Below are 23,162 nucleotides of genomic sequence, written 5' to 3'. Positions count from 1 at the left end.
TCCGGTCCCTCTTCTTACTCGGCCGGCGTGGCGTCGGCGTCAGCCTTGCCATAATGCGCGTTGAAGTCTTCTTCGATGGTTTCCGGCTGCGCCTCGGGTTTTTCGATAACACCCAGGATGGGCAGGATCACGAAGAAATAGGCGAACCAGTAGGCGGACGCGATCAGCGAGAAGGTTGCGTAAGGCTCTTCCGCGGGCATCGCACCCAGCCACATCAGGGCGAAGAAGTCGATGATCAGCAGGTAGAACCACCACTTGAACATCGGGCGGTACTTGCCCGAACGCACGGTCGACGTGTCCAGCCAGGGCGCCAGAGCCATTGCCAGGATCGCACCGAACATCGCAATCACACCAAAGAACTTGGCGTCGACGATACCGCCGGTGATGAAGCTTGCGAACTGAACAACCCAGACCTCACCAGTGAACGCACGCAGGATCGCGTAGAACGGCAGGAAGTACCATTCGGGAACGATGTGCGCAGGCGTAACCAGCGGGTTGGCTTCGATGTAGTTGTCCGGGTGGCCTAGGTAGTTCGGCATGAAACCGACAATCGCCCAGAAGATTACCAGGATCACGGCCAGCGCAAACAGGTCCTTGATCACGAAGTAGGGCCAGAACGGCAGCGTGTCTTTCTCTGCCTCGGCCTTCGAGCCACGACGCACCTCAACACCCGTGGGGTTGTTGTTGCCGGTGGTGTGGAAGGCCCAGATGTGCACGATGACCAGCGCCGCGATGATGAATGGCAGCAGGTAGTGCAGCGAGAAGAAGCGGTTCAGCGTGGCGTTGTCTACGGCGGGTCCGCCCAGCAGCCAGGTCTGGATCGCATCGCCTATGAACGGGATCGCGCCAAACAGGCCGGTGATCACGGTCGCACCCCAGAAGGACATCTGACCCCAGGGCAGAACGTAGCCCATGAAGGCAGTACCCATCATCATCAGGTAGATCAGCATACCGATGATCCACGTGATCTCACGCGGGGCTTTGTACGAGCCATAGAACAGGCCGCGGAACATGTGAATGTAGACCGCAACAAAGAACAGCGACGCGCCGTTCATGTGCAGATAGCGGATAAAGTAGCCGCCATTCACGTTGCGCATGATGTGTTCGACGCTGGCAAAGGCCAGATCGACATGCGGAGTATAGTGCATCACCAGGATGATGCCGGTGACGATTTGCAGCGCCAGGCAGAACGCCAGAACGATGCCCCAGATCCACCACCAGTTCAGGTTCTTGGGGGTCGGGATCATGAGGGTGTCATACAGCAGGCCGACGATGGGAAGGCGGCTGTTCAGCCACTTTTCGCCGTTTGTCTTCGGCTCGTAATGATCGTGGGGAATTCCGGACATCTGGGTCTCCCTTAGCCGAGTCTGATGGTGGAGTTATCCGTCCACTCCGCAGGCGGAACGGGCAGGTTTTCAGGCGCGGGGCCTTTGCGGATACGACCGGCAAGGTCATAGTGCGAACCGTGGCAGGGGCAGAACCAGCCGCCAAAATCGCCGGCATCACCCAAAGGTACGCAACCCAGATGGGTGCAGACGCCCATCTGAACGATCCATGCGCCCGGTGCTTCGCCTTCGGGCGAAGGCATGACGCGGTTGGCGTCGGTTGCCGGCGCATCAGCGTTCAGGTTGAAGTTGCGGGCCAGCGGATCCGGCAGAGCGTCAACGCCTTCGGCGTCCTGCTCCTGCGCTTCCTGGATCTCGGCACCGGTGCGGTGACGGATGAACACGGGCTTGCCCAGCCACTTGACTGTCAGCTGCGTACCCGGCTCAACCCCGCTGACATCCACGCGGATCGAGGACAGCGCCTGAACGTCTGCCGATGGGTTCATTTGGTTGACCAGGGGCCAGACGGCCGCCCCCGTTGCAACGACACCTGCGCCGCCAGCGACGTAGTAGAGGAAATCTCTGCGGGTGCCTTCGTGGTCTTCTGCGTGGGACACGAGGTTTTCTCCGATTCCGACGCCCGGGTGGACCGGGCAAACATGCATCAGCACCGCATCAAATACGGCGTCTCATCGCGGCTATCTATCCGGGAGAAAACGGTTCGTCCAGCGGTCATAGGCGCGCACTACGCCGCATCTGGGCATTCATGTCACAACGAAGGGGCATTTTTTCAAGATAGCGGTGGGGTTAAGCGGGGAAATTTGCCGATCACCGCAGATCGGGCGCAACGTGATTCGGGGTCACATATCGAAACGGGGAACCTGTCCTGATGCTGACACCGGACGTGCCACAAGGTCCCCGGTCTGCATACTCCTGACCAGATTTCGCCGCACAAATTTCCACTTTAAGGGCCTCCACCGTCACGTAAATTTTGAGTTGAAAATACATATTTTTCAACCGCATAGATGTGGCTGTTTTCGATTGCACTTTTAACGGGAATCCCGGAAGGGCAGGGGAAACCTCACCCGCAACAGGACGTTCTCTATGTCAAAGCTCTTTGCAACCGTCGTGACCCTGGCGCTGGCCGCTGCATCTCAGGCCACTGCCGCCGGCGATCCGGAAAAAGGCGAAAAACTCTACAACCGCTGTTCTTCTTGCCACGCAATCATCAAAGATGGCGAGGTTTTGGTCAAAGGCGGCATAACCGGTCCGAATCTCTTTGGTGTCGTCGGTCGCGTTGCCGGAGCCGAAAATGATTATCGCTATGGCAGCGAGCGTCTGCCGATCGGCATGTTTACCGACGACATGATCCGGGCGGGCGAAGAAGGGCTGGTCTGGACCGAAGAGAACATTTCTGCCTACTCCCAAGATCCGATTGGCTTTATCAGGGAATATCTTAATGACGAAACCGCGCGTCCGAACATGAGCGTCAGGCTGAAAAAGGGCGCCGACGATATCGCGGCCTATCTGGCGACCTTCAGCGAATGACCGATCCGGCTGGTCATGTTCCCCGCATCAATGTGGCCAGCAATCCAGTCTCGCTGCCAAAACCATCCGCTTCAACGTAATCGGCCGCAGAATGCCGCATCTTGTCGGCTTTGTTCTGATTCAGCTTCCAGGTGCCCTGAATGTCGTCCACCTGCAGTCTGCACGGGACAATCATCCGCATCATGCGCTCCAACGCGTCCGAGTTCATCTTTCCGGCGGTCCAGGTCGGCTTGGGCCGCAGGCGCTCTTCGTAGAAAGCGGATTGGCGATCCAGCAAATCCCGCAATTCAGAATGTGGCAGTACCCTGATCCGGCCTGTCAGGTGCACGGCGACATAGTTCCATGTTGGCACCTGGTCCTCCGCCCCGTACCAATCGGGTGAGATGTACCCGTCCGGCCCGGACACGGCGATCCGGGCAACACGCGGTTCTTTCAGTGCGGGCACAATCGGGTTCGATCGCACCAGATGCAGGTCGGCAACGGCGCCATCTTCGCTGATTAAGAAAGGCACATGGCTGAGCAACGGCGCCTGATCCGTGGAAAGGGCCAGAACCCCGAACGCCCGTTCTCGGGCAAAGGCGATATGGCGCGCGGTGTCTTCAGCGCGGAAGGCAGGGTTCGGGTGCATCTCTTTCCTCCTGCGAAATCTCTTGCAGAACCGCCCGCACCTTGGCAAGGTCCGCGCGTTCTCAGGGCGGGGCGGAATTCCCCACCGGCGGTATGCGGGCCACGACCCGCAAGCCCGCGAGCGGCCCCGGCGACCGGGGTGTCAGCAGATCTGGTGAGAGGCCAGAGCCGACGGTTACAGTCCGGATGAAAGAGAACGTGCTGGCGCGCCGCCAAACGGCGCGGCGGCTCGTGATCGCCTTGGGTGACGTGTCATGCCGGGCTGGCAGCGAAAAGTGGGAACCGGTTCTCGCGACAGCCAGTTGGCAACCAAACCGAAAGGAGATCTTGATGACACACACCCGCTATGCATTCGTCAAAGCCAACTGGCATTCGGACATCGTTGACCGTGCGCTCGATGGTTTTCTGGAACTGATCCCTGCCTATCAGGTCGATGTTTTCGACGTGCCGGGCGCGTTCGAGATGCCTCTGCTGGCCCGCGATCTGGCCCAAACCGGGCGCTACGCCGCTGTTGCCTGCGCCGCCTTTGTCGTGGATGGCGGCATCTACCGGCATGATTTCGTGGCACAGGCCGTGGTCGACGGGCTGATGCGCGCCGGAATGGACACGGGCGTTCCGGTCCTGTCGGTTTCGCTCACGCCGCACCAGTATCAGGAAACCGATCACCACAACGCCATCTATCGTGCGCATTTCGTTCAAAAAGGGCGCGAAGCCGCACAGGCCGCTCTCAAGATCACCGAATCCCGTGCAGAGATTGCGCAAGTCGCCTGAACTTCATCTTTTCAAAAATACTCAAAACGCGCTGCCCATCGGGCAGCGCCCCCCGGACCAATCAGCAAATCCGCTTGAGGCCGGGCCCCGCGACCGCTAATCACATCGCGCAAAGGAGCACGCCTCATGTCGATGAACAGCTTTGGCCATCTTTTCCGCGTCACCACCTGGGGTGAAAGCCACGGACCCGCTTTGGGTGCGACCGTCGATGGCTGCCCGCCGGGCGTCGCGATTGACGAGGCGATGATCCAGCACTGGCTGGACAAGCGCAAGCCGGGGCAGAACAAGTTCACCACTCAGCGGCGTGAACCGGATCAGGTGAAAATCCTCTCGGGTGTGTTCGAAGGCCAGACCACCGGGACCCCCGTGCAGCTGATGATCGAAAACACTGATCAGCGCTCGAAAGATTACGGCGACATCATGGACAAGTTCCGCCCGGGCCACGCCGATATTACCTACTGGCAGAAATACGGCATCCGCGATTATCGCGGTGGCGGGCGCAGTTCGGCCCGCGAAACGGCCTCTCGTGTTGCGGCCGGAGGTCTGGCGCGTGAGGCGATCAAACAGATTGCCCCCAATGTTCAGATCACCGGTTACATGACGCAGATCGGACCCCACAAGATTAATCGCGACAATTTCGACTGGTCCCAGATCGAACAAAATCCGTTCTGGACCCCGGATGCGCACGCGGCCGAGGGTTGGGCGGCTTTTCTGGACGATCTGCGCAAATCCGGAAACTCGGTTGGTGCGGTGGTCGAAGTGGTCGCGCGCGGCGTTCCTGCCGGTCTTGGAGCGCCGGTTTACGCCAAGTTAGACACTGATCTGGCCGCCGCGATGATGTCGATCAACGCGGTCAAGGGCGTCGAGATCGGCGAGGGTATGGCCGCGGCGGAACTGACCGGAGAGGCCAATGCAGATGAGATCTTCATGGGCCAGAACGGCCCGCAATACAGTTCGAACCACGCCGGCGGTATTCTCGGCGGTATCTCGACCGGACAGGACATTGTGGTCCGTTTCGCGGTCAAGCCGACCTCGTCCATCCTGACCACTCGCAAAACGATCACCAAATCCGGGGAAGAGACCGAAATCATCACAAAAGGCCGCCATGACCCCTGCGTCGGCATTCGCGCTGTCCCGGTAGGCGAGGCGATGATGGCATGCGTGATCCTCGACCACCTGCTGCTGCACCGCGGCCAGATCGGAGAGAACCGTGGACGGATCGGCTGATCTGCGGACACGCCTGCGCGGCATCGTTGCGCAGCGGATGGAGACCGACCCTGCCCATGATCTGGCCCACCTAGACCGGGTCTGGGTGAATGCGCAGGCCATCGCGGATCGCGAAACGGATATGGCCGTGCTTCTGGCCGCAAGCTATCTGCATGATCTGGTGAACCTGCCAAAAGATGACCCTTGCCGGCATCTGGCCTCGCGCCGGTCCGCGACGGAATCAGAGACTGTTCTGAGGGAATTGGGCTATCGCCCGGATCAGATCCGCGCCATTCAGCACGCAATTGAATCCCACAGCTTTTCTGCCAACATCACGCCTGAAACAGATGAGGCCCGTATTCTGCGGGATGCCGACCGGCTGGATGCGTTGGGCGCGATCGGCGTAGCCCGCAACTTTTCCGTTTCGGGCGCGTTGGGGCGGTCCCTTTATGACCCGGCCGACCCGTTTGCAGAACACCGGCCTCTGGATGACCTGCACTTCTCGGTCGACCATTGGAAAGTCAAGCTTCTCAGCCTGCCGAACGACATGCTGACCGAGACCGGAAAACAGATCGCACAGCAGCGGATCGGCCGGATGATCCGTTTTCTTGAAGAATTCGCGGAAGAGATCGGCAGTACCTTGCCACCAAGCTGGACAGACCGCTGATTCCAGCCGTTGATCTTTGCGCCGCAAAGGCGCAGGGTCGCGCCGATGGCAAAACCCTTAACATCGCATCGACCCGTACTGGCCGTGGCGCTGAAACTCAGCGCCCTTTTTCTGTTCACCTCGATGTCGGCGCTAGTCAAGGCATTGTCCGAAGATTTTCCTCCGGGTGAGCTGGTTTTTTTTCGGTCGCTCTTTGCCATTCCGGTCATCATCATCTGGCTGGTATCGCGTGGGGAACTGGCGCAGGGCTTCGTGGTCAAAAAGCCGATGGGTCATTTCTGGCGCGGAGTTCTGGGCACGACCGCAATGGGTTTGACTTTCACCGGGCTCAGCCTGCTGCCGCTGCCCGAAGTGACCGCCATTGGCTACGCGACCCCGATCTTCACCCTCGTTCTCGCAGCGATCATGTTGGGCGAACGTATCCGTTTGATCCGTATTGGTGCCGTCGTTCTGGGCCTTTTGGGTGTTCTGATCATGCTGTGGCCGCGGCTTGGCAGCACCGATCTGGAACTGGCAGCCACAATTGGTGCGCTTTGCGTGCTGGGCGCAACAATCGCGCGGGCCTTTGTGCAGATTCACATCCGGCAATTGGTTCAGGTCGACCATCCGGCTGCGATCGTTTTCTACTTTTCGGTTACGGCGACCGCCCTGTCCGGGCTGACGGTATTCTGGGGCTGGGCTGTGCCGACATGGGAGCAGCTGGCGATACTGATTGCGATGGGACTGACCGGGGGGGTCGCGCAAATCCTGGTGACGTCCTCGTACCGGTTTGGACAGGCTTCGATGCTGGCCCCATATGACTATACCACCATGTTGTTTGCCATCGGCATCGGCTATGTCTGGTTCGATGAGTTGCCAACGCTGGCCATTCTGCTTGGGGCAGTTCTGGTCATCGCCGGCAATGCGGTGGTGATCTGGCGCGAGCATCAGCTGGGGCTGGAGCGCGGCAAGGCCAGATCTGTCACGGACCCCAAAGCGTGACTTTACCTTTCGCCATCTTTCCCTAGTTTGGGCGCGACAAACAACGAGGTTTCCCGATGAGTGACGCACAGGATCACAAGGAAAAGATGCAAAAGGTGCAGGCTGAGCACCGTAAGAAGGTTTCCGAGGCGGTCGATCCCGAACGCGGCCTGGTTCTGATCAACACAGGCAAGGGCAAAGGCAAATCCTCGGCCGCATTTGGTGTCGTGATCAGGGCGCTGGGCTGGGGTCAGCAGGTTGCCGTTGTACAGTTCATCAAGGGCAAATGGAAAACCGGTGAACGGCGCTTTTTCGAAGAGCGCGATCTGGTGACGTGGCACACCATGGGCGAAGGTTTTACCTGGGATACACAGGACAAGGAACGCGATATCGCCGCCGCAAACGCCGCTTTCGACAAAGCGTGCAAGCTGATGAGCAGCGGAGATTATGATCTGGTCGTGCTGGACGAGATCAACATCGCATTGCGCTACGAGTACCTTTCGGTCGAACAGGTGATCGACGGGCTGAAGAACCGGTCAGAGCGTACCAGCGTCTTTCTGACAGGTCGCGACGCGCCTCAAGCGCTGCGGGACTACGCCGATCTGGTCACGGAAATGACCGTGGAAAAACACCCGTTTCAGGCCGGTATCAAAGCCCAACGCGGCGTCGATTTCTGATACCGGGCTGATTCATTGATCGTTCATCGGGCCGCTTCGTGCGGCTCGGGATTCAAACACACGGCGCACTGACTCGCGTAGGCGGGCTGACTCTTCTTCGGAAACTCGGGTGTCTGTATCTTTACTGATTGGCCCGTTCTGATCGAGATAGGCGGCATAATCTTCATTGCAGCCACACCCGCAGGAGGTCGCGGCCTCGTGTTTGGACATGAGTTCATCAAACGGGCGACACATCCCAAACCTCTCATAGTCGTTTTCGGGGCGGTGGCGTGCCGTCACCTTGTGCTGCGCTAAGCTCGCAAACCGCCCCGAAACCTGATGCCGAAACAGATGCATCCGGCCCCTCTTGATAATCTGACTTTTTTAGTCGGAATACTCAAGTCTGAATTTGCACTCAGGCGGTGACGCGTTGTTCGGGCGCGCTGAGTGAAATGACAACAACCACGGCCGCACCGTTCAGCCAGTAAAAGACCGCGTCCAGCCCGGTGAAACCAAAAAGGCTGGGTGCCAGCAGAAAGGTGATCCCGACAATCAGGTCCACCGTGAGATGGAGCTTGTAGGGCAGGACCCGCCAGATCCCAAGGTGATGATCGGTCAGAACGGTCAGAACAAATGCGGCGACGCCCGTTGTGACGGACAGCCACAAGGCCATCGGGTTTGATTGACCCAATCCCAGAACAAAAGGCAGGATCATGAGGGCCAGGGCGACCGGGTAATCAAGATAGGCGTGCACGGTGCGCGTTACGAAACGAAGAGACATGATGTTTCCTTTCCTTGCTTGGAGTAGCCCCAAGATAAGAGTGCAAGTCAGGACGTATTAGCTCTTTTCATTCGCAATTCTTTGCAGATCGTTCAACAGATCGAGGTATTAGTTCATCGCCCGATAGGCCGCGGGGGACAGGCCGATCTGTTTTTTGAAAACGCGGGAAAACGCAGCCTCCGAGGCGTAACCCACTTCTGCGGCGGCATCAGCGACGTTCCAGCGGCTTTCGGTCAGGCCATGGCAGGCAATCTGCATGCGCCAGTTGGTCAGATATTGCATGGGCGTCGTTCCCATCTTCTCGGCAAACAACTGTGCGAATGCCGTGCGCGACATTCCTGCCTCGCGGGCCAGTGTCTCCACGCTCCACTCCTGTGCGGGGGCGCGGTGAAACGCGGTAAGCGCGCGCGAAACCCGCTGGTCGGCAAATCCCGCCAGAGCGGCGTTACTGGGGCTTTGGTGTTCCAGATAGGCACGGATTGCCTGTGCAAACAGGACCTCGGATAGTTTCAGCGCGATCAGGTCGCCCCCGATCCGGGCCCCGCTCACTTCTGACCCGATCATGCGCAGGGTAGCCTCGATCCAGGCGCCCGCCTCTTCGCCGTAATTTTCGATCAGAATGTAGGGCGGCAGCCGATCAATCAGCATATGTCCTGTTCCGCGTCGCCCCGGTGGCCCGGTGAAAGAGAAATGCCCGCAGATCAGCTGCGTGTCGCGATCCTTGTCCTCGCCCCCATAGACCAGAACACCGTCACCCTGATAGCCGGACTGCTGCAGCACCTGCTCCAGTGGCAGCGCATCGAATGGTCTGACCTCGTTGCACAACAACGCATGGGCCGCACCATGCGGAACTAGGATCAGATCCCCTTGTTTGAGACGCAATGTGTCTCCGGTTGAAGACACATGAACCTTCAATTCCCCGCGTTGCACGAAATGGAAACGGGCCACGTTTTCAAAGGCCGGAACCTGAATGCCAAAGGGGGGCGTAAAGGATGTCCGGAAATAGAACGTCCCGCGCAGGGACAGGCGCGTGAGGATATCGCTGAGCAGGTCCAACATGACAGCACTGTACACGTCCTTGCGCAATCGTCCATCCGGCTGAACGTTCAGCAAGGAAATCCGGACAACCTGCAAAGAAAAACCCCCGCCAAAAGCGAGGGTTTCAATGGTTCTCAGGCTCGGGATTAGGCGCGGACGAGGGCTTCGTAGTCTGCCGCGATTTCACGGGTAAGGTCGCCAACTTCGAACGTATAATCGCCTATCTGCCCAACCGGGGTGACTTCAGCAGCGGTGCCGGTCAGCCAGCATTGCTCGAAGTCGGCCATTTCTTCCGGTTTGATCCGCCGCTCATGCACGGTTATGCCTTTGTCCTTCAGCATCTGAATGACCGTTTGGCGGGTGATGCCGTTCAGGAAGCAGTCGGCCAACGGAGTGTGGACCTCGCCATCCTTGACGAAGAACACGTTGGCGCCGGTTGCCTCGGCCACAAACCCACGCCAATCCATGAACAGAGCGTCCGAGCAGCCTTTGGCTTCGGCTTTGTGTTTCGAGATCGTGCAGATCATGTAGAGGCCCGCCGCCTTGGCGTGAACCGGAATGGTCTCCGGGCTGGGCCGCTTCCATTCGGCGATGTCCAGCTTGGCGCCCTGCATCTTGGCGTCACCATAATATGCGCCCCAGGGCCAGACCGCGACAGCCATCCGCACCGGGTTTCTGGCCGAAGCCACACCCATATCGTCACCCGAACCGCGCCAGACCAGTGCGCGTACATAGGCATCCTGAAGACCGCTGGCTTTCAGCGCCTCTTCCTTGGCGGCTTCGATTTGATCGACGTCATAAGGCATGGGCATATCCAGCGCCTCGGCCGAGGCGATCAGACGTTTCGAATGCTCGCGACTTTTGAAAATTTTGCCGTTATACGCCCGTTCGCCTTCGAATACGGACGAGGCATAATGCATCGCGTGGGTCAGAATATGCACATTGGCCTCGCGCCAGGGTACAAGTTTGCCATCCAACCAGATGACACCGTCACGATCGTCATATCCCGCCATGCGAACCTCCTGAGCCGGTAAATGTTTCCGATTGTTGCGCAAGTTTTGCCTGATATGGACATGAAATTGCGCAAAAACTGGGAATCGATTCCTGTGTGCACTTGGAATGTCAATATCACTGACATAAAGTCAACCCGAGTAACGAATGAGGCGCAATATGTCCGACACCCGCCCGGCTCAGGTCTTTGTTGGAGAAAGCCTGCTGTTTCTGACTGACGAGCAGTTGCGGCAGGGGATCGAGGCGATGTTCTTTGCGTATCGCGGCTTTACCGCCGATCCGGATCGCATTCTGGCGCAGATGGCCTATGGCCGTGCGCATCACAGGGCCATCCATTTCATCAACCGCGCGCCGGGGACAACGGTCAATAATCTGCTGGCCATTCTGGGGGTGACAAAACAGTCTCTGAACAGGGTCTTACGCACTTTGATCGAAGACGGCTTGGTGGAAAGCCGGGTCGGAACAGTGGACAAACGGGAACGACACCTATTTCTGACAGAGAATGGCAGGGCACTGGAGGCGACGCTGTCCGAGGCGCAGCGCGTTCGGATGCGCGCGGCTTACAAGGAAGCCGGACCCGAGGCGGTCTCGGGTTTTCGCAAAGTGCTTGAAGCGATGATGGATGCTGATATGCGTCATGCATATACGAAATTGCGGGATACGACTTCATGAGCGAAATGGACGCCCATCTGCTGATCGTCGATGATGACGAGCGCATTCGTGATCTCCTCAAGAAATTCCTGATGCGTAGCGGATTTCTGGTCACAGCGGCCCGGGATGCGGCGCACGCCCGGCGGGTGCTGTCCGGACTGGACTTTGACCTGATCGTTCTGGATGTGATGATGCCCGGCGAGGACGGCGTCAGCCTGACGCGGTCCCTGCGCGAAACTCATGCGACACCGATCCTGCTGTTGACGGCAAAGGGTGAGACCGAGCATCGGATTTCCGGGCTGGAAGCGGGCGCGGACGACTACCTGTCCAAACCATTTGAGCCCAAGGAACTGCTGCTGCGGATCAATGCGATCCTGAGACGGATGCCAGACACGCCTGCACAGGACAGCGCAGCCAAGATTTTGCAACTTGGACCCATTCGGTACGATATTGAGCGCGGAGAGATGTGGCAGGGCGAGAACCCGGTACGGCTGACGGCGACGGAAAGCCAGTTGATGAAGATTTTTTCGGCCCAGCCGGGTGAACCGATCAGCCGCGCCAAACTTGTCGAGGATTTGGGCCGGGACAAAGGCCAGGCACAGGAGCGGGCGGTGGATGTGCAGATCACCCGCCTGCGCCGCAAGATCGAACAGGACCCGAAGCAACCGCGCTATCTTCAGACAGTGCGCGGGGCCGGGTACATGCTGGCGCCGGACTGAGAGGTGCCGCTGCGCGGCGACTTCAAGCCTTCGGCGAGGATATTTTTAGCCAGATGAAGAAGGGATCCCCATGAAAACAGCCCTTTTGACCCACGCGGATTGCCTTGGGCATGTAACACCCGACGGGCACCCCGAACGTGTCGCACGGCTGGAGCATATTCTGCATGCGCTTGAACCCCTGGACCTGAATCGGGTGACCGCCCCCTTGGCGGCGGATGACGATCTTTTGCGCATACACCCGCAAAGCTACATCAGCGACCTGCGCAAAATGCGCCCCGTCGACGGGTTTGCCCAGATTGACGGGGACACGTTTCTGTCTCCGGGTTCGATCGACGCTGCCTATCGCGCCGCCGGTGCGGTTGTTCGGGCCGTGGACATGGTTTTGGAGGGAGACGCCGGCAATGCCTTCTGCGCCATCCGGCCCCCGGGGCATCATGCCGAAACTGACACGGCCATGGGGTTCTGCCTGTTCGGCAACGCGGCGCTGGCGGCCAAACATGCGCTGGACCATCATGGTCTTGGCCGGGTGGCGGTGGTGGATTTTGATGTACATCACGGCAACGGTACGCAGGATTTGCTTTGGGACGAGCGGCGCGCGTTGCTGATCACCTGCCAACAGATGCCATTGTGGCCCGGATCGGGTCGTCCGGATGAGACCGGCGCCTTCGAGACAATCCTGAATATTCCGCTGGCGCCCGGTACGGGTGGCCCTGAAATGCGCAGGGCCTACGAAACGCAGGCCTTTCCGCGTTTGCGTGCATTCAAGCCGGAACTGATCATTATCTCGGCCGGGTTCGACGCGCATCAGAACGATCCCCTGGCCAATCTCAATTGGTCGACCGGCGACTTCGCCTGGATCACGGCCGAACTGTGCAGGATCGCCGATGAGGTTTGCGGCGGCCGCATCGTCTCGACTCTGGAAGGCGGATATGATCTGAACGCACTGGCCGAGGCGACACGCGCCCATGTGGAAGAACTGATGAAGGCAGCACGATGACCGATACCCCAGTTGAGCAGATGACTTTCGAACAGGCGATGAAAGAGCTTGAGGCCGTGGTCGGCCAGCTGGAGCGCGGCGACGTGGCGCTGGACCAATCCATCGCGCTGTATGAGCGTGGCGCGCAGCTGAAGAAGCGCTGCGAGGACGAGCTGAAGCGGGCCGAGGAAAAGGTGGCTGCGATCACTCTGGACGCCGACGGGCAGCCGACCGGGACGACCTCTGTCGAAGGTCTGTAGATGTTTCAGGACATTCTGGCGCAGGATGCCGCGCGGATTCAGCACCAGTTCGATCTGGTGCTGGGGGCGCTGGACGATCTGGATGTGACCCGGGCGATGGCCTATGCCACCGAGGGCGGAAAGCGCCTGCGCGGGTTCCTGGTACTGGAAAGCGCACGGTTACATGGAATTGACGCCGCGCAGGCGATCTGGCCCGCAACCGGGATCGAGGCGTTGCATGCTTATTCACTCGTCCATGACGATCTGCCCTGCATGGACGACGATGATATGCGCCGAGGTCGCCCGACAGTGCACGTGAAATGGGACGAAGGCACTGCCCTTTTGACCGGCGATTCCCTGCAGACACTGGCCTTTGAATTGTGCACCCGGCCCGAGGTTGGAACCGCCGAGGTGCGCGCGGAGCTTGCCGTGACATTGGCCAAGGCGAGTGGCGCGCAGGGGATGGTTCTGGGTCAGGCAATGGATATTGCGGCGGAAACGGCGGAAACCCCGCTGACACTGGATGAAATCACGCGCCTGCAGGCGGGCAAAACCGGCGCACTGATCGAATGGTCCGCCTGTGCGGGTGCGCGCCTGGCGCAGATCGACCCAGAGCCGATGCGCCAATATGCCCGTGCCCTTGGACTTGCCTTCCAGATTGCTGATGACATCTTGGATGTAGAAGGTGACGCCGAAAAAGCCGGCAAGCGTTTGCAAAAGGATGCGGCGGCCGGAAAGGCGACCTTTGTCTCGCTGCTGGGTCTGGACGCGGCCAAGGCTCGTGCCGTGGACCTGGCAAATCAGGCCTGTGCCGCGCTGGATGGGTATGGTCCGCAGGCAGAAACCTTGAAGGACGCCGCCCGCTTCGTTATTGCCCGGGACAGCTAAGCCAGGAACGCGCCAAATGTCTGACCGCCCGAATACGCCCCTGCTGGACCTTGTGAACCGCCCTGCGGACCTCAGGCGGTTCTCGGACGCGCAGTTGCATCAGGTGGCGCAGGAGCTGCGGGCCGAGACGATTTCGGCGGTTTCCGTCACCGGCGGGCATCTGGGTGCGGGATTGGGCGTGGTCGAACTGACCACGGCGTTGCATGCGGTTTTCGAAACACCGCGCGACAAGATCATCTGGGACGTCGGCCATCAGTGCTATCCGCACAAGATTTTGACCGAACGCCGCGACCGAATCCGGACCCTGCGCCAGAAAGATGGCCTGAGCGGGTTCACCAAGCGCAGCGAAAGCCCATATGACCCCTTTGGCGCGGCGCATTCCAGTACATCGATCAGTGCGGCGCTGGGCTTTGCCGTGGCGCGCGATCTGGGCGGAGTAACACCCGAAGGTCTGGGTGACGCGATTGCCGTGATCGGCGACGGTTCGATGTCTGCGGGCATGGCCTTTGAGGCGATGAACAACGCCGGCCATCTGAAGAAACGCCTGATCGTCATTCTGAACGACAATGAGATGAGCATTGCGCCACCGGTTGGTGCGCTCTCCAACTATCTGTCGCGAATTTACGCCGAAGAACCGTTCCACGATCTGAAAGCTGCCGCCAAAGGCGCGGTCTCGCTGCTGCCGGAACCGTTCCGTGAAGGCGCAAAGCGCGCCAAGGAGATGCTGAAGGGGATGGCCGTAGGGGGCACGCTGTTCGAAGAACTGGGCTTTTCCTATGTGGGACCGATCGACGGGCATGACATGGACCAGTTGCTGCCGGTGCTGCGCACCGTCAAGGCGCGGGCAACCGGGCCGATCCTGATCCATGTGTTGACCAAGAAGGGCAAAGGTTTCGCCCCGGCCGAACAAGCCCGCGACAGGGGGCACGCGACGGCGAAATTCGACGTGGTGACGGGCGAACAGAAAAAAGCACCATCCAACGCGCCGTCTTACACTTCGGTTTTCGGCAAAACGCTTGTGGAAGAGGCTGCGCGTGACGACAAGATCGTCGCGGTCACAGCTGCAATGCCCGACGGTACGGGCCTGAACCTGTTTGCCGAACGCTACCCATCGCGCTGTTTTGACGTGGCGATTGCCGAACAGCACGGCGTAACCTTCGCCGCTGCGCTGGCGGCCGGTGGGATGAAGCCGTTCTGCGCGATGTACTCGACCTTTTTGCAGCGCGGGTATGATCAGGTTGTTCATGATGTTGCCATACAGCGGTTGCCGGTGCGATTTGCAATCGATCGCGCCGGGCTGGTGGGCGCGGATGGCGCGACACATGCCGGTTCGTTTGACATCGCTTATCTGGCCAATCTGCCGGGCATGGTGGTGATGGCCGCCGCTGACGAGGCAGAACTGATGCATATGGTTGCGACTGCCGCAGCCCATGACGACGGCCCCATCGCGTTCCGCTATCCGCGTGGCGAAGGTGTTGGCGTTGAACTGCCGGAACGCGGTGAAATTCTGGAAATCGGCAAGGGACGCATGATCCGGAAGGGCGCGCGCGTGGCGTTGCTGTCATTTGGCACGCGCCTGGCCGAGGTAGAGAAGGCTGCAGAATCCCTGACAGCCAAGGGGATTTCGCCGACCATTGCCGATGCCCGCTTTGCCAAACCGCTGGATCGGGACCTGATCCTGTCGCTGGCTGAGGATCACGAGGCCCTGATAACCATCGAAGAAGGCGCAGTCGGCGGGTTCGGCAGCCACGTTGCGCAACTGCTTTCGGACGAAGGGGTGTTCGACCTCGGCCTCAGGTATCGCTCGATGGTTTTGCCTGACACGTTCATCGATCAGGCCAACCCGGCGGATATGTATGCCGAGGCCGGAATGAATGCCGAGCATATCGAAGCAAAAGTACTGGATGTGCTGGGTATCGCGACAATCGGCGAAAAACGCGCCTGATTTCAGTGGGCGGTTTTTAGGCCAGATCCCGGGTTTTTTACGCTTACTGCAAAATGGCCGCAGTCATCTGTTTGACGGCGGCCATTCTTTTTTGTTTTGCAATCAGATCTCTGATCAGATCAGGAATGCATCTTCTTCCAGAGGGTCAAAGACTTCCAGCTCATCCTCCGAATGGTGTTCGAGGCTATCACCGTGCTCTGGCTGAGTTTCCGAAATGTTTCGTGCGGCAAGTTCGCCATCTGTCTCGAAGAAGGGCTCCGTTTCTTCGGCGTCTTCCAGTTCCGCGACGAAGATCAGATTGTCCGTATCTTCCTCATCGACGGCCAGAAGCAGATCGGCGACAAATTGGTTTGCAACAGGCTCCAGAGCATCGGGGTGGGCCAGTTTCGGTTGGGCAAATCCGACCGTTCCGCTGCCATCGATATCCCACTGATAAAAGAGTTCGACGGCGACAACATCAGGAACCAGGGCACCGCCCGCATATTGACCTGAACCATCCAGATACCATTCTGCATAGCTGCCATCGGTGTTTTTCCACAAAAGCCTGTAACCGCCACCAGAGGCTTCGACATGAATGGCGTTCCATCCGCTCAAGCTGCCGGGGCCGATATTCGCGCCGTTCAACGACACCGCAATGGTTCCGTTGATCATGTACATACCGTGTGTCGAAGCCCCCAAATCCGTCGAACCGGCTGTTTCGATGGAGTTTATCGTGTGCCCTGTGGTGCCATCACCGTTAATGTCAGCCCCATAGAAGGTCTCAAGGTCAACGACGTTGCCTACCGCGGCACCGCCGGTGAACTGGCCCGCACTGTCCAATGTCCATTCGGCGTAACTGCCGTCGCTATTCTTCCACAGCAAACGATACCCGCCAGTTGACGCTTCGACCTGAACGGCATCCCAGCCAGCCAGACTACCAGGTGCAATTGTCGTGCCGTTCAGGGATACCGGGATACTTCCATTGATAAGGTAAGAGCCCTGGGTCCAGAGGGACAGTGTTGTCGACCCGTTACTCTCAATAGGTATCGCCACGTGTCCTGTGGTGCCATCACCGTTGATATCGGCCCCATATACGATCTCAAGACTGTAGATGTTGCTGACTATCGACCCATTGAGAAAATGCCCCTGTCCGTTGGTGATCCATTCGGCGTAACTGCCGTCTGTGTTCTGCCAAAGTACGCGATAGCCACCACCGCTGGCCTCGGCGTGAATGGCCTGCCAGCCGCCCAGCGTGTTCTGGCCGACCGCTTGTCCGTTGTAAGTCAGCGCGACATTCGACGATCCACCGTCCAACACGTATATCCCTTGATTTGCATGCTGAAGCACCGTGCCGACCGTTTCAACGTTCACGACACCCATGGCCGCTACAACCCCGGCGCTATCAAACGATTGCGCGCCATCCGAAAATTGAAACTGTTCCACGTCCGACGAAACAGAGAATGTTGCTCCGTTCGCGACGCTTTTGAATTGGTAGGTGCTGCCGTTCTGAATTAGCAGATAACCGCTTGTTGCGCTGACAAATCGAACGGTATCGGTACCCGCCCCTCCTGAGAACGTGCCGTTGTTGCTGGTGACGATGGCCATATCATTTCCATCGCCGCCCTGGACGGTGTCTGTTCCGGTTCCGGGGGTGACAAAAATAGCATCGTTACCGCCGCCGCCGATAATCGTGTTGTTGCCGCCTGTACCAATCAGAACATTGTTCGCACTGTTCCCGATAAGCGTATCGTTGCCCCATCCGCCCGTGGCGTTTTCGATCACGGTGCCCTGAGCAATTGTGAAACCGCCCATAACGCCACCGACGTTGGAGACAATCCCGCCACCGGTCGCTGAGTAGTCTATCGTAGCTGCACGCAGATCGATCAGCGCGCCTGTGCTACCGAGATGCTGGATCGTATCGATGCCACCTGTGTCCCAGATCGACTGATAGCCTGTCCCGCTGACGTTGGCTGATGGCAGAGTATAAACGGTGTTACCCGAATTGTGCGTTGTATTCGCACCATAAAGGGCTTGCAGGGCCGCAATATCCAACGCGCCCAACCCGGTCGATCCGCCAAACTGCGCGTATGGGGACAGATTGCCGTTCACTTGCGTCCAGCCGTCATTGTAGGACATGACGGTGTAAACGCCCTGATTCAGATTGTTTGCACCGTAGTCATTGAAGGGCGACGTCACCCCGCTCATGACAGTTGTGGACAACCCCGTGTCATGCGGATGCCCAAGACCAAGCGCATGACCGATTTCATGCAGGATCGTCGTGAAAAAATACGCCCCGGGTGTTCCGTTGCCCCCCGGCCCGGCCGCCCACCAGTTGGTGTTGAAGGCACCTTCAGACGGGCCGTAGTTGGGGAAGTAATGATATCCCAGCGTATAGGGGGAAAACCCCTGGCCAGTAAAGAAACTGCTCGGGGCGATATACTCGACAAGATCAGCGGCAAAGACGTTGGCTGTTTCAACGAATCGGATATTTGCGACCGATTCTATGACCGCAAGGGCCTGCTTGAACTCGTTCTTATATGCGTCTGTCCAAAACGAAGTGCCGAATTTATCGTAGAAATCTCCAAAATGATAAGTAATCGTCGTGACGGTCGCCGGGTTGCCATCACCGTAAGCTCTGTCACCTTGAATTGCGCTGAGGGGAGAGGATGACGGGGGTTGCGGCGGGAACGTAAGCATCTGAGGACCTCAAAGAAAATTCGTTTCAAAGCTGAATTCAGTTTCAAATTGTCATTTTCATGGCAACTGAAGATTGCGGATTCAAAAATATCTGAACAAATCGTTAAGTCCAGAACCTCCAAACGATGTGGGATTGAATCGCACGTTCTGAACCCGGTATCCGAGAGCCCTGGAACTACCTAGTTTTCAGGAATTACCTTGTCTTTCATCGACTTGGTCAACCGCGTTGTGTCCGAAGACTGGCCTGCTTATATTATTTGTCATCCGGCGCTTTTTTTGTGCACCTGTTCAATACTGCGACTTCAGCTTTCTGCGCGCTGTTGAACCGAAACGCGCGTCCTGTTGGCAAAAGCAACCAGTGACAGCATCACCGGAACTTCGACCAGAACCCCGACCACAGTCGCCAGAGCGGCACCGGAATTGAGGCCGAACAGGCTGATGGCGACGGCAACCGCCAGTTCGAAAAAATTCGAGGTTCCGATCATGGCGCAGGGTGCGGCGATGCGATGCGGAACTTTCAGCGCATAGGCCGCGCCATAGGCAAGCGCGAAGATACCATAGCTCTGAATCAGGATTGGAACAGCGATCAGCAAGATGACAAGCGGTTTCGAGAGGATTGTCTCTCCTTGCAGGCCGAAAAGGATGACGACGGTTGCGATCAGGCCCATGACCGACCACGGCTTGACACGCGCTGAAAAGGCGTCAATCGCCGCTTGCGAGCCCAATTTGCGACGGGTGATCAGCCCGGCAATCAGGGGCAGGACCACGTACAGCACGGTTGCCAGAACCAGGGTTTGCCACGGCACCGAGATGTCCGTTACGCCCAGCAGAAAGGCAACAATTGGCGCGAAAGCCACGACCATGATGAGGTCATTCACTGACACCTGAACCAGCGTATAGGTCGCATCGCCCCGGGTCAGTTGAGACCAGACGAACACCATCGCCGTGCAGGGCGCAGCGCCAAGCAGGATAAGGCCCGCTGTGTATTGGGCAGCATCCTCGGGTTCGATCCACGGGGCAAAAACGTAATCGAAGAACAGGACCGCCAGCAGCGCCATGGTAAAGGGTTTAATCAGCCAGTTGACCGTCAGGGTAACGATCAGTCCGCGGGGCTGGCGTGCCACGCCCGCCACCGCGCCGAAATCGACGCCGACCATCATCGGATAAACCATCGCCCAGATCAGTACAGCCACCACAAGGTTGACACTGGCCACCTCGGCCGAGGCAATCAGCCCGACCAGTCCAGGCGCGGCAAGCCCGATCAAAACACCTGCGACCATGGCTATAGCAACCCAGACGGACAGGAAGCGTTCAAAAACAGTCATGAGAGGGCCTCGGACGTCTGGTCGATGAGTTTGCCGGATGTCAGAGCAGCAGCGGCGACCATCACCGCCGCCGTTCCCAGAACCAGCGGCAGGCCCCCGACCTGATAGGTGAGGCCGGACAGGACGGTGCCGATCAGGCGGCCCGTCGCGTTGGCCATGTAATAAAACCCCACATCCATCGTGACCCGCTCCGAATGGGTGAAGGCCAGGATGAGGTAGGAGTGCAATGCGGAATTGACGGCGAAGATCGCGCCGAACGCCAGCAAGCCCAGAACCAGCGTCGCGGTCAGCCATGTCTCGGGACCCGAAGACAGCAGAACCGCCAGCGTTAGAGCCGCAGGAACACAGAACAGGGTCGCGGCCCAATTGCGTGCGGCCTGGATCAGGTCGCCCTCGCTGCGCTCTGCCGCGTGCAGGATTTTCGGCGCACTGGCCTGTACCGCCCCGTACAGGATCACCCACACAGCCATGAAGGTTCCGATCATGAAGAACGCGGCGCGGTTGCCTTCGTCAGTTCCGTCCGACAAAACGGCATAGAAATAGATCGGGATACCGACCACAAACCAGACGTCCCGCGCGCCGAAAAGAAAGACGCGTGCCAAGGACAGCCAGTTCACATTGGCGGACTTCGAGAAGACCTCGGAGAATTTTGCGCCTTTGCGTCCTTTGGGCAGGCCGGGCGGCATCAGAACGAAGACTGCGATCAGAATGATTGCAAGCACAATGGCCATGGCCAGCGTGGCCCACATAAAGCCTAGCGTCGCCAGCAACCCGGCCCCCAGCAGAAAACCCAACCCCTTCACCGCATTCTTCGATCCGGTGAGGATGGCGACCCAACGAAACAGCCCGTCGCCTTCGGCCGGGGCCAGCAGCTTCACTGCGGATTTTGAAGACATTTTGGCCAGATCCTTGGCGATCCCGCTCGCCCCCTGAACGATCATCACAAAGGCTACTTTGGCCGGAATGTCCCAGTTAGGATCTAATTGCGTCAGGGCAAGCAGCGCCGCGACCTGCAAGCAAAGCCCCGCGTAAAGCGTTGATGCCAACCCGAACCGCGCCGCGATCCAGCCGGCCGCCAGGTTCGTGCCCATCCCGGCGACTTCATACAGGACGAACAGATATGCCAACTGCACCGGCGAGAACCCCATGGTATGAAAGTGCAGCAACACCAGCATACGCAAGGCTCCGTCGGTCAGCATAAAGGCCCAATAGGCCGCCGTGACCGCGATATAGGCCGACAGTCCTTCGGGCCGCTGGGTCACAGCGCGTTTCCAACCATCATTGCGACGTCCACCAGACGGTGTGCGTAACCCATTTCATTGTCGTACCACGCGTAGACCTTCACCTGCGTCCCGTTCACCACCATGGTCGACGGCGCATCGATGATCGAAGACCGTTCGTCATTGGTGTAGTCGGTCGAAACCAGCGGCCGGGTTTCATAACCCAGAATACCTTTCAGCTGACCTTCGGCTGCAGATTTGAAGAAGGCGTTGACCTCCTCGGCGGTGGTTTCACGTTCCACTTCGAACACGCAATCGGTCAGCGAGGCGTTCAGCAGCGGCACCCGCACTGCATGGCCATTCAACCGCCCTTTCAGTTCCGGATAGATCAGCGTGATCGCCGTGGCCGATCCGGTGGTGGTTGGAATCAGCGAGTTCAGCGCGGACCGGGCGCGGCGCAGGTCTTTGGCGGGGCGGTCTACAATGGTCTGTGTGTTGGTCACGTCATGGATTGTCGTCATTGAACCGTGGCGGATGCCGAGGTTTTCGTGAATGACCTTCACAACTGGCGCCAGACAATTGGTGGTGCAGGAGGCCGCCGTCACGATGTGATGCGTGGCGGGGTCATAGGTGTCTTCGTTCACGCCCATGACGATATTGGCGGTGGGGCCGTCCTTGACCGGGGCCGAAACAACGACCTTCTTCACGCCCGCCTCAAAATACGGAGCCAGCTTGGCTTCGGTTTTGAATACGCCGGTGCAGTCGATCACCACATCGACACCGTCCAGTGGCAAGGCGTTCAGGTCTTTGGTTCCGATGAAGGGCAGGCGCGTCCCGTTGACCGTGACGCTGTCCGCATCATGCGCAAATGTTGCGTCCCAGCGCCCGTGCACAGTGTCGAACTCCAGCAGATGCGCATGCATCGCCGGGTCGCCAACTGCGTCATTGATCCAGGCGATCCTGGCGCCCTTGTCCAGCAAAGGCTTCAGCGCCAGTTTTCCCATCCGGCCCAGGCCGTTCACAGCATATGTCGTCATTTCATGTCCCCGGCGACATTCCTGCCGATGTCATCGACAGCAGATTGCAATGCGATCCGGTCGAGGCTTTCGACCGGCAACGATATAAAGGTTTCGATGCGCCGTTTGAGCGCGCCGTAAGCGTTCTGAAAGGCCAGCGCTTTTTCCGCGTCGGTACCCTGCGCCTTGACAGGGTCGACCATGCCCCAATGGCCGCTGATCGGCTGGCCCTCCCAGGCCGGGCATTCCTCGTTGGCTGCCTGATTGCAGACGGTAAAGACAAAATCCATTTCCGGGGCGTCGGCCTCGAAAAACTCGGACATATGTTTGGAACGCAGGACCGAAACGTCATGTCCCTTGTCCTTCAGAACCTGAACGGCAAACGGGTTCAGTTCAGAGGTGGGCTGGGTTCCTGCGGAATAGACATTGAAACGATCCGGTCCAAGGGACCGCAGCAACGACTCCGCAAATATCGAGCGGGCGGAATTGCCGACACACAGAAACAATACGTTGTACTTGCGCTCGGTCTTGGCACCATCTCCTTTTGTGAAGGGCATGCAGATATCCGGCCGGCCACGGCAGCAATCGACGATCAAAAAGTCGAGCATGCGCTGCACGTTCGTCATTTCAACCGAATAGAGCAAAGAGGTTCCGGACCGCGTCTGCGACACCAGGCCCGACCGCTGCAGAGCGTTGAGGTAGTTGGACATCGTGCTGGGCTTGATGCCCAGTTCGGTTGCCAACTCTCCTGCGGGCACAGTATCGGGAAACCGCCGCATCAACATGCGGAAAACGGTTATCCGCTGCGGGTGTCCCAGGATTGACAACTGTTCTGTGATTCTTTCTATCATATTTCATGAAATATTGAATTAATAGTAACGTGTCAATCTGTATGACAAAGGTGGGCATTAAAATCG

General features: G+C 58.6%; 23 protein-coding genes and 1 riboswitch. Of the genes, 12 read left to right on the top strand and 11 right to left on the bottom strand.

The annotated features are described in order from the left end of the window. Positions 1-14 precede the first annotated feature (14 nt). Both petB and petA read right to left on the bottom strand, forming a co-directional pair. On the bottom strand, positions 15-1,346 hold the full coding sequence (gene petB / locus ACR0J2_RS17195; protein WP_170612566.1) for a cytochrome b: 1,332 nt from the start codon (positions 1,344-1,346) through the stop codon (positions 15-17). Between the two features lie 11 nt (positions 1,347-1,357). Further along, entirely contained in the window at positions 1,358-1,942 is a 585-nt protein-coding gene (gene petA, locus ACR0J2_RS17190) for a ubiquinol-cytochrome c reductase iron-sulfur subunit (protein WP_170612564.1), read from the bottom strand. A gap of 487 nt (positions 1,943-2,429) precedes the next feature. On the opposite strand from petA, the gene ACR0J2_RS17185 reads away from it, so the two are divergent. Beyond that, the gene (locus tag ACR0J2_RS17185; RefSeq protein WP_170612563.1) at positions 2,430-2,873 is read left to right on the top strand and encodes a cytochrome c family protein; all 444 of its coding nucleotides are present in this window, start codon (positions 2,430-2,432) and stop codon (positions 2,871-2,873) included. Between the two features lie 13 nt (positions 2,874-2,886). On the opposite strand, the gene ACR0J2_RS17180 is transcribed toward ACR0J2_RS17185, so the two are convergent. Further along, complete coding sequence (locus tag ACR0J2_RS17180) at positions 2,887-3,501, bottom strand: FMN-binding negative transcriptional regulator (RefSeq protein ID WP_480813354.1); 615 nt, start codon at positions 3,499-3,501, stop codon at positions 2,887-2,889. Between the two features lie 53 nt (positions 3,502-3,554). Next, a riboswitch (FMN riboswitch) is annotated at positions 3,555-3,702 on the top strand. Positions 3,703-3,830: 128 nt separating this feature from the next. Here ACR0J2_RS17180 and ACR0J2_RS17175 point away from each other — a divergent pair. The 5 genes from ACR0J2_RS17175 (at position 3,831) to cobO (ending at position 7,781) form a co-directional block, all read left to right on the top strand. Then, on the top strand, positions 3,831-4,271 hold the full coding sequence (locus ACR0J2_RS17175; RefSeq protein ID WP_170682647.1) for a 6,7-dimethyl-8-ribityllumazine synthase: 441 nt from the start codon (positions 3,831-3,833) through the stop codon (positions 4,269-4,271). A gap of 126 nt (positions 4,272-4,397) precedes the next feature. After that, on the top strand, positions 4,398-5,498 hold the full coding sequence (gene aroC / locus ACR0J2_RS17170; RefSeq protein ID WP_480527193.1) for a chorismate synthase: 1,101 nt from the start codon (positions 4,398-4,400) through the stop codon (positions 5,496-5,498). Next, positions 5,482-6,144 (top strand): HD domain-containing protein, encoded by a 663-nt coding sequence (locus tag ACR0J2_RS17165; RefSeq protein WP_170612555.1) that lies wholly within the window; start codon positions 5,482-5,484, stop codon positions 6,142-6,144. Before aroC ends, ACR0J2_RS17165 begins: the two co-directional genes overlap by 17 nt. 45 nt (positions 6,145-6,189) lie before the next feature. Then, complete coding sequence (locus tag ACR0J2_RS17160) at positions 6,190-7,125, top strand: DMT family transporter (protein ID WP_480813353.1); 936 nt, start codon at positions 6,190-6,192, stop codon at positions 7,123-7,125. 56 nt (positions 7,126-7,181) lie between these two features. Then, positions 7,182-7,781: a cob(I)yrinic acid a,c-diamide adenosyltransferase gene (gene cobO / locus ACR0J2_RS17155; protein WP_480813352.1), complete on the top strand. Its 600-nt coding sequence runs from the start codon at positions 7,182-7,184 to the stop codon at positions 7,779-7,781. Positions 7,782-8,175: 394 nt separating this feature from the next. On the opposite strand, the gene ACR0J2_RS17150 is transcribed toward cobO, so the two are convergent. The 3 genes from ACR0J2_RS17150 to ACR0J2_RS17140 form a co-directional block, all read right to left on the bottom strand. Beyond that, the gene (locus ACR0J2_RS17150; protein WP_480813351.1) at positions 8,176-8,541 is read right to left on the bottom strand and encodes an SPW repeat domain-containing protein; all 366 of its coding nucleotides are present in this window, start codon (positions 8,539-8,541) and stop codon (positions 8,176-8,178) included. Between the two features lie 108 nt (positions 8,542-8,649). Next, a complete protein-coding gene (locus tag ACR0J2_RS17145) occupies positions 8,650-9,600 on the bottom strand; it encodes an AraC family transcriptional regulator (protein ID WP_170807240.1) in 951 nt (316 codons plus the stop codon). Positions 9,601-9,725: 125 nt separating this feature from the next. Beyond that, a complete protein-coding gene (locus tag ACR0J2_RS17140; RefSeq protein ID WP_170612547.1) occupies positions 9,726-10,592 on the bottom strand; it encodes a branched-chain amino acid aminotransferase in 867 nt (288 codons plus the stop codon). Between the two features lie 157 nt (positions 10,593-10,749). Between ACR0J2_RS17140 and ACR0J2_RS17135 the strand changes: the two genes are divergently transcribed. The 6 genes from ACR0J2_RS17135 to dxs all read left to right on the top strand — a co-directional run bounded on the left by ACR0J2_RS17135 (position 10,750) and on the right by dxs (position 16,008). Continuing rightward, complete coding sequence (locus tag ACR0J2_RS17135; protein WP_480813350.1) at positions 10,750-11,262, top strand: MarR family winged helix-turn-helix transcriptional regulator; 513 nt, start codon at positions 10,750-10,752, stop codon at positions 11,260-11,262. Next, positions 11,259-11,960 carry a response regulator gene (locus ACR0J2_RS17130; RefSeq protein WP_480813349.1) on the top strand — a complete coding sequence of 234 codons (702 nt, stop codon included), beginning with the start codon at positions 11,259-11,261 and terminating at the stop codon, positions 11,958-11,960. Before ACR0J2_RS17135 ends, ACR0J2_RS17130 begins: the two co-directional genes overlap by 4 nt. Positions 11,961-12,030: 70 nt before the next feature. Further along, positions 12,031-12,957 (top strand): histone deacetylase family protein, encoded by a 927-nt coding sequence (locus ACR0J2_RS17125; protein WP_480813348.1) that lies wholly within the window; start codon positions 12,031-12,033, stop codon positions 12,955-12,957. Continuing rightward, a complete protein-coding gene (locus tag ACR0J2_RS17120; RefSeq protein WP_170612539.1) occupies positions 12,954-13,196 on the top strand; it encodes an exodeoxyribonuclease VII small subunit in 243 nt (80 codons plus the stop codon). The genes ACR0J2_RS17125 and ACR0J2_RS17120 overlap by 4 nt, the downstream gene beginning before the upstream one ends. After that, entirely contained in the window at positions 13,197-14,063 is an 867-nt protein-coding gene (locus ACR0J2_RS17115) for a polyprenyl synthetase family protein (RefSeq protein WP_170612537.1), read from the top strand. 16 nt (positions 14,064-14,079) lie between these two features. Beyond that, positions 14,080-16,008, top strand: coding sequence for a 1-deoxy-D-xylulose-5-phosphate synthase (dxs, locus tag ACR0J2_RS17110; RefSeq protein WP_170619048.1), 1,929 nt, complete (start codon positions 14,080-14,082; stop codon positions 16,006-16,008). A gap of 114 nt (positions 16,009-16,122) precedes the next feature. Here dxs and ACR0J2_RS17105 read toward each other — a convergent pair whose 3' ends face one another. The 5 genes from ACR0J2_RS17105 to ACR0J2_RS17085 form a co-directional block, all read right to left on the bottom strand. Further along, on the bottom strand, positions 16,123-18,684 hold the full coding sequence (locus tag ACR0J2_RS17105; protein WP_480813347.1) for a M10 family metallopeptidase C-terminal domain-containing protein: 2,562 nt from the start codon (positions 18,682-18,684) through the stop codon (positions 16,123-16,125). Between the two features lie 302 nt (positions 18,685-18,986). Continuing rightward, positions 18,987-20,009 (bottom strand): ACR3 family arsenite efflux transporter, encoded by a 1,023-nt coding sequence (gene arsB, locus ACR0J2_RS17100; RefSeq protein ID WP_170807192.1) that lies wholly within the window; start codon positions 20,007-20,009, stop codon positions 18,987-18,989. Beyond that, positions 20,006-21,271: an organoarsenical effux MFS transporter ArsJ gene (gene arsJ / locus ACR0J2_RS17095; protein WP_480813346.1), complete on the bottom strand. Its 1,266-nt coding sequence runs from the start codon at positions 21,269-21,271 to the stop codon at positions 20,006-20,008. The genes arsB and arsJ overlap by 4 nt, the downstream gene beginning before the upstream one ends. Then, a complete protein-coding gene (locus tag ACR0J2_RS17090) occupies positions 21,268-22,266 on the bottom strand; it encodes an ArsJ-associated glyceraldehyde-3-phosphate dehydrogenase (protein ID WP_480813345.1) in 999 nt (332 codons plus the stop codon). The genes arsJ and ACR0J2_RS17090 overlap by 4 nt, the downstream gene beginning before the upstream one ends. Next, positions 22,263-23,096: an arsenate reductase/protein-tyrosine-phosphatase family protein gene (locus ACR0J2_RS17085; protein ID WP_480813344.1), complete on the bottom strand. Its 834-nt coding sequence runs from the start codon at positions 23,094-23,096 to the stop codon at positions 22,263-22,265. Before ACR0J2_RS17085 ends, ACR0J2_RS17090 begins: the two co-directional genes overlap by 4 nt. Positions 23,097-23,162: the final 66 nt, after the last annotated feature.

It is taken from the genome of Ruegeria sp. CG4, from assembly GCF_056537185.1.
The sequence above is the reverse complement of the archived record's forward strand: the minus strand, read 5'-3'. Positions and strand labels throughout refer to the sequence as shown.

Excerpts from the sequence above, each read along its gene's own strand:
- ACR0J2_RS17135 (WP_480813350.1), top strand. The coding sequence starts at position 10,750 with ATGTCCGACACCCGCCCGGCTCAGGTCTTTGTTGGAGAAAGCCTGCTG.
- cobO (WP_480813352.1), top strand. The coding sequence starts at position 7,182 with ATGAGTGACGCACAGGATCACAAGGAAAAGATGCAAAAGGTGCAGGCT.
- ACR0J2_RS17160 (WP_480813353.1), top strand. The coding sequence starts at position 6,190 with ATGGCAAAACCCTTAACATCGCATCGACCCGTACTGGCCGTGGCGCTG.
- ACR0J2_RS17175 (WP_170682647.1), top strand. The coding sequence starts at position 3,831 with ATGACACACACCCGCTATGCATTCGTCAAAGCCAACTGGCATTCGGAC.
- ACR0J2_RS17145 (WP_170807240.1), bottom strand. The coding sequence starts at position 9,600 with ATGTTGGACCTGCTCAGCGATATCCTCACGCGCCTGTCCCTGCGCGGG.
- ACR0J2_RS17180 (WP_480813354.1), bottom strand. The coding sequence starts at position 3,501 with ATGCACCCGAACCCTGCCTTCCGCGCTGAAGACACCGCGCGCCATATC.
- ACR0J2_RS17130 (WP_480813349.1), top strand. The coding sequence starts at position 11,259 with ATGAGCGAAATGGACGCCCATCTGCTGATCGTCGATGATGACGAGCGC.
- arsB (WP_170807192.1), bottom strand. The coding sequence starts at position 20,009 with ATGACTGTTTTTGAACGCTTCCTGTCCGTCTGGGTTGCTATAGCCATG.
- dxs (WP_170619048.1), top strand. The coding sequence starts at position 14,080 with ATGTCTGACCGCCCGAATACGCCCCTGCTGGACCTTGTGAACCGCCCT.
- ACR0J2_RS17185 (WP_170612563.1), top strand. The coding sequence starts at position 2,430 with ATGTCAAAGCTCTTTGCAACCGTCGTGACCCTGGCGCTGGCCGCTGCA.
- ACR0J2_RS17085 (WP_480813344.1), bottom strand. The coding sequence starts at position 23,096 with ATGATAGAAAGAATCACAGAACAGTTGTCAATCCTGGGACACCCGCAG.
- ACR0J2_RS17115 (WP_170612537.1), top strand. The coding sequence starts at position 13,197 with ATGTTTCAGGACATTCTGGCGCAGGATGCCGCGCGGATTCAGCACCAG.
- ACR0J2_RS17140 (WP_170612547.1), bottom strand. The coding sequence starts at position 10,592 with ATGGCGGGATATGACGATCGTGACGGTGTCATCTGGTTGGATGGCAAA.
- ACR0J2_RS17120 (WP_170612539.1), top strand. The coding sequence starts at position 12,954 with ATGACCGATACCCCAGTTGAGCAGATGACTTTCGAACAGGCGATGAAA.
- ACR0J2_RS17150 (WP_480813351.1), bottom strand. The coding sequence starts at position 8,541 with ATGTCTCTTCGTTTCGTAACGCGCACCGTGCACGCCTATCTTGATTAC.
- ACR0J2_RS17125 (WP_480813348.1), top strand. The coding sequence starts at position 12,031 with ATGAAAACAGCCCTTTTGACCCACGCGGATTGCCTTGGGCATGTAACA.
- ACR0J2_RS17090 (WP_480813345.1), bottom strand. The coding sequence starts at position 22,266 with ATGACGACATATGCTGTGAACGGCCTGGGCCGGATGGGAAAACTGGCG.
- petB (WP_170612566.1), bottom strand. The coding sequence starts at position 1,346 with ATGTCCGGAATTCCCCACGATCATTACGAGCCGAAGACAAACGGCGAA.
- ACR0J2_RS17105 (WP_480813347.1), bottom strand. The coding sequence starts at position 18,684 with ATGCTTACGTTCCCGCCGCAACCCCCGTCATCCTCTCCCCTCAGCGCA.
- aroC (WP_480527193.1), top strand. The coding sequence starts at position 4,398 with ATGTCGATGAACAGCTTTGGCCATCTTTTCCGCGTCACCACCTGGGGT.